This is a genomic window from Rhizobacter sp. P3_B12, from assembly GCF_056402895.1.
The window spans coordinates 1-4587 of the sequence record NZ_JBFUGN010000488.1 but is presented as its reverse complement, the minus strand read 5'-3'; the positions used below and the strand labels follow the sequence as shown (position 1 = coordinate 4587).

Below are 4587 nucleotides of genomic sequence, written 5' to 3'. Positions count from 1 at the left end.
CAACTACATCAGCAAGGAATATCACGCGAAGCTGGACGATGGCGGCAAGCGCAGCTACCGCATCATCCGTGACCTRCTCAGCGAGAAGTTCTCGCTCGACCTGAAGGACGCGATCTTCGACCTCGAGGACGAAATGYTGGTGCCCGCCGCCGGGCACTGCGTGCGCTGCCCGAAGCGCACTGGCAATGCACCGGAGTTCGACGACATCAATGCGCCGGCCGACCGGAAGGACAAGTACGGCCGCTTCCTCGATCGCGCGCCGGTGCACGGTACAGACGTCTGTACGGATCCCGATTGCTTCGCCGAGAAGAAGAAGGCGCACCTGAAGCGCGAGGCCGCGAAGCTGCAGGAAGCCGGCAAGGTCGTCGTGCAGGGATCCAAGGCTCGCCAGGCGATCGACGCGTGCGGCAACATTAAGGGCGGCTTCATCAAGCTCGCCGACGTGCGCGACGCTCTGAAGAAGGTGGCGAAGGACGCGAAGCCGACCGTCGTCACCATCCAAGATCCGCGCAACGGCAAGACGCACCAGGTCGTGAAGATCGATGAGGTAAAGGCCGCCGGCGTGAAGGTCAAAGAGCCTTCGTCATCGCGCTCGCATGTCGAGAGCGAAGCGGATCGCAAGAAGCGCGAAGAGGCGCACGCCAAACGGATGGCCGAGGTGCAGGCCGAACTCGACGGCCGCATGTCATTGCTCACGCGCGTGCGCACCGCTGCGGCCGTCGCGTCGCGAAGCGCGTTCGACCTGCAGATGGTTGCTCAGGTGGCGTACTCGGGCGTGGCATGGGAAAACAAGGCCCTGCTGGCAGAACTGCATGGCGTCGAAGCGACCGCCCTGCAGGCGCACATTGCGACACTGCCGCTCGACGAACTGACGCTGTTCATCCTCGATTGCGCTCTGATCCAGAACGTCCGCGTCCCCCCCTATGCGCTCGATCGCAAACCGGAGCAGTTGCTTGCCGCTGCGGCGCACTATGGCGTCTCGGCCGCCGATACCGCGCAGCCAAAGCGCCGCCCACGCCCCTCCCGCAAGGACTCCGCGACGGGGACCGCCATCCCAGCCGACATCGAGCAGGCACTCGCGGCCGAGCCTGAGACACCCGCATCGCCTTCATCCGACGAATCCGACAGCGAACAACATCCGCGGAACGAGGAACAGCAATCCAAACACGGCGAGACGCCGGTGGTGGCTCCGGCATGACAGCGCCTCACGCAGATGGTTGGAACCTCGTGAAGGGTGGCGCAGCGATGCACCTTGCGGATCTCACCGACCTGGAGATTGACGAGATCTGTGCCGGGCTTCGCCAGAACGCGGCGAAGGTTCGATACTTGCGCAGCCTCGGCCTGCAGGTGGCACAGCGCCCGAATGGGCGCCCGCTCGTCAATCGCTCGCACTACAACCTCGTTCGAGGAGGCTCGGCCTCAGTGATTCAAAGCCTCGGGCGCCACACCGAGCCGGCCTGGACGGTGCGAGCATGAGCAGGAAGCGCGATAGGGTCAGCGCCAAAGGCCTGCTTCCGCGGATGGAGGCCCGCCCGTGGGCAGACGGCAAAACCTTCACGTACCGAGTGCTGAAGATCGATGGAACCTGGGAGCGCCTGGGCACGAACCGGGCGGAGGCTCTGCAGAAGGTCCTCGACATGAACGGCGCGAACACCGATCGAGGTTCCGTCGACGAGCTGTGGCGCCTGTATCAGGAGTCCCCCGACTGGCACCAGCTATCGGATGCGACTCGAACTGACTATCGACAGAGCAGTGCCCCCCTGCTCAAGGTCTTTGGTCGGATCAGCCCCGCGACCATCAAGCCGGTCCACTGCAACCGGTATCTGCGGGTGGAGCGGGTCCAGGCACCCGTCCGAGCCAATCGTGAGATGGCGCTGCTCTCGAACCTGATGAACCTTGCGATCAACCGCGGTGACATCGATGTGAACCCCTGCAAGCAGGTACGCCGGAACAAGGAGCGACCTCGGGACGTAGTGCCGGAGTCCGCGGACCTGACGCGCTTCCTGGAGTGGGCGCGGGCGCGAGGCGGCCAGTCAGCGGTATTGGCGGCGATGGCAGAGTACGCCGCACTGGCCGGCAATCGACGCATCGAGTTCAGGCAGCTGCATTGGACTGATGTCGAGCCTGAAGTGGTGCGCCTGAAACGCGCGAAGCAACGAGGACGGGTGACCATCGAGGCCGTCGGTATAAGCGAACGCCTCGCCGAACTTTTCAAGAGGCTGCGAGGCTTGGCCCTCGACGCCGATGTCGGTGCCGTCTTTCCCAATCGTGACGGTAACCCCCATACCGAGCGAGGATTCAAGTCGGCCTGGTCGCGATTGATGTCTGCGGCGCTGAAGGCCGGCGTGTTGCACACGCGCATCACCTTTCACGACCTGCGCGCCTACTACACGACGCACTACAAGCTGGAGCACGGGGTGTTGCCGGATCTGCATGCGAACCCGGCAACCACGGCGCGCGTGTACGACCGGTCGAAGGAAGTGAAGCGCGGCGCGCTCTAGCGCTCGGGCTCGCGAGGGGACAAGCGGTGACGTGATCGCGGAAGACCTGGGCGAGCAGCGCGAAAATCGCGACCTGGGCGGCACCACTGCCGCCATTCGTCCCCTCAGCCCGCGAACGTCGGCCACGCTCGCACCACCTCGTAGCCCGCGGCCTCGCGCCGCGACCAGACCAGAGACACCGCGCGCGGCGCCCAGACCATCGGATCGATCGGTACAGGCGCCTGAGCCGCGCCTGCGTGCCTGGCCAGCGTCATGTGCGGCGTCCATCGCGGGTCGATCTCCAGGCCGGCGGCGGCCACCGCAGCGCCGGTGTCGCGCCGCAGGTCGTCTAACACCGGCGAGCCTTCTGCCAGCAGCACCACGACGCCGTCGTGCCAAATCGCGCTCGACTGGATCGAGAGTTGCAGCTCGGGCACCGGCACGGCGGCCAGCGCCTCGACCAGACTCACCTCGTCGACCAGGTCGACGTCGCCGAGGAAGTGCAGCGTCAGGTGAAGGTTGTGCCGCGGCACCATGCGCGCGCCAGGCGGCCAGACCCACGTCGACCGCAGCACGTCCACCGCATCGCGCATGCGGTCGTCAGCCATGAGGCCCACGAACAGGCGACGGCTAGACATCAAATCCGGCGCCGCGCGGAAACGCGATCTCGGCGGGGGTTCATCTTCGCAAGTATGCGCCGGCAGGGAGTGCTGAAGCGCTGTCGCGCCGGGCCGCGAGTCAGCCCCCATTTCCCACCGTGGGAAATAACGAGCCTCAGCAGCGCGTGCTCGTTAGCGGGCGCTACAAAGAAAAAGCCCGCTGCAAGCGGGCTTCGTGTGGGGTGGCTGATGGGACTCGAACCCACGACAACAGGAATCACAATCCTGGACTCTACCAACTGAGCTACAGCCACCACCGGAACCGCGGATTATAGCCTCACCTGGAGGCCTTTTGATCAGTGGGCCGCTCAGTTGCCCGAGCCACTCGCTGCAGCCGCTTCAGCCGCCGCCGTGCCCGGGTGCACGTCCACCTTGTAGCGGCTCTTCAGCGCGGCGTAGTAGGCCTGCGCTTCGGCGGCCGCCCAGGCTTGCGCGTACTGCCCTTGCGAGCGCACCGTGTCGGCGGCCATCGGATCGCGGCCCAGCACCTTCGTGACCTTCACGATCACGTAGCCCTGGTCGCCCAGGTCGACGCCGTCGACGGCCGGCAGCTTCGCGGCCGGCGCCTTCAGCACCGCATCGATCAACGGCTTCGGCAGCTCGCGCGCCTGCGCGCGCGACACCACCTGCGCCGCACCGGTCAACGCCGTCTCGGGCGCCTTGCGAAGCTCGGCCAGGCGGGCCTCGCCTTCCTTGCGCGCAAGCGCTGCCGCCTGCTTCGCGACCAGCTTCTCCTTCACGCTCGCGGTGACCTCGGCCAGCGGCTTCATCGCAGCCGGGTTGTAGGTGACGACTCGCGCCGAGATCAGCTGGCTCGAACCGGCATCCACCGCCTCGGTGTTCTTCTTGTTGCGCAGCGCATCGTTGCTGAACAGCGCCTCCAGGAACTTCGGCGACGCGAGCGGGCCCTTGGCCGCCGGGCCCGCCGTGCGCGCCACGCCCTGCGCGGTCTGGATCGGCAGCTTCAGCTTGTCGGCCACCGGCTTCAGGCTGTCCGGCTGCTCGTAGACCATGTTCGTGAACTCGACCGCCGCCTCGGAATACTTCGCCTGCGCGAGCTGCTTCTTGACCTCGTCCTCGATCTCGGGACGCACCTGGTCGAAGCTCTTCGTCTCGCCGCCGCGGGCCTGCGTCACCTGGATGATGTGGTAGCCGAAATCGCTCTCGACCACATCGCTGATGCCACCCGGCTTCAGCGCGAACGCCGCATCTTCGAACGGCTTCACCATCGCGCCGCGACCGAAGAAGTCGAGGTCGCCACCGTTCAGCGCCGAGCCGGTGTCCTGCGAGTTCTTGCGGGCGACGTCGGCGAAGCTCGCCGGGTTCTTCTTCACCTCGGCCAGCAGCGCTTCGGCCTTCGCCTTCGCCTGCGCACGCTCCGCCGCCGGCGCCGACTTGTCGGCCACCGGCTTCAGGCTGTCCGGCTGCTCGTAGACCATGTTCGTGAA

General features: G+C 66.2%; 4 protein-coding genes, 1 tRNA gene and 1 pseudogene. 3 read left to right on the top strand and 3 right to left on the bottom strand.

Translation table 11 applies throughout. From position 1 onward, the window contains the following. From AC1D01_RS21940 to AC1D01_RS21930, 3 genes and pseudogenes are all read left to right on the top strand, one after another. Window positions 1-1198: pseudogene (locus AC1D01_RS21940) on the top strand (hypothetical protein); the annotation flags it as partial. Further along, window positions 1195-1476, top strand: coding sequence for a hypothetical protein (locus AC1D01_RS21935; RefSeq protein ID WP_477870034.1), 282 nt, complete (start codon window positions 1195-1197; stop codon window positions 1474-1476). The pseudogene AC1D01_RS21940 and the gene AC1D01_RS21935, both read left to right, overlap by 4 nt. Continuing rightward, a complete protein-coding gene (locus tag AC1D01_RS21930; protein ID WP_477870033.1) occupies window positions 1473-2501 on the top strand; it encodes a tyrosine-type recombinase/integrase in 1029 nt (342 codons plus the stop codon). Before AC1D01_RS21935 ends, AC1D01_RS21930 begins: the two co-directional genes overlap by 4 nt. 104 nt (window positions 2502-2605) lie before the next feature. Here the strand turns inward: AC1D01_RS21930 and AC1D01_RS21925 are convergent, their stop codons facing one another. The 3 genes from AC1D01_RS21925 to AC1D01_RS21915 all read right to left on the bottom strand — a co-directional run. Next, complete coding sequence (locus tag AC1D01_RS21925; RefSeq protein WP_477870032.1) at window positions 2606-3088, bottom strand: 2'-5' RNA ligase family protein; 483 nt, start codon at window positions 3086-3088, stop codon at window positions 2606-2608. A gap of 229 nt (window positions 3089-3317) precedes the next feature. Further along, a tRNA-His gene (locus tag AC1D01_RS21920) sits at window positions 3318-3393 on the bottom strand. A 54-nt stretch (window positions 3394-3447) separates the two neighbouring features. Beyond that, on the bottom strand, window positions 3448-4587 hold a 1140-nt coding region (locus tag AC1D01_RS21915; RefSeq protein WP_477870031.1), incomplete at its 5' end, for a peptidylprolyl isomerase.

Bases quoted from the DNA above. Each gene is read 5' to 3' on its own strand.
- AC1D01_RS21925 (WP_477870032.1), bottom strand. From the start codon at position 3,088: ATGGCTGACGACCGCATGCGCGATGCGGTGGACGTGCTGCGGTCGACG.
- AC1D01_RS21935 (WP_477870034.1), top strand. From the start codon at position 1,195: ATGACAGCGCCTCACGCAGATGGTTGGAACCTCGTGAAGGGTGGCGCA.
- AC1D01_RS21930 (WP_477870033.1), top strand. From the start codon at position 1,473: ATGAGCAGGAAGCGCGATAGGGTCAGCGCCAAAGGCCTGCTTCCGCGG.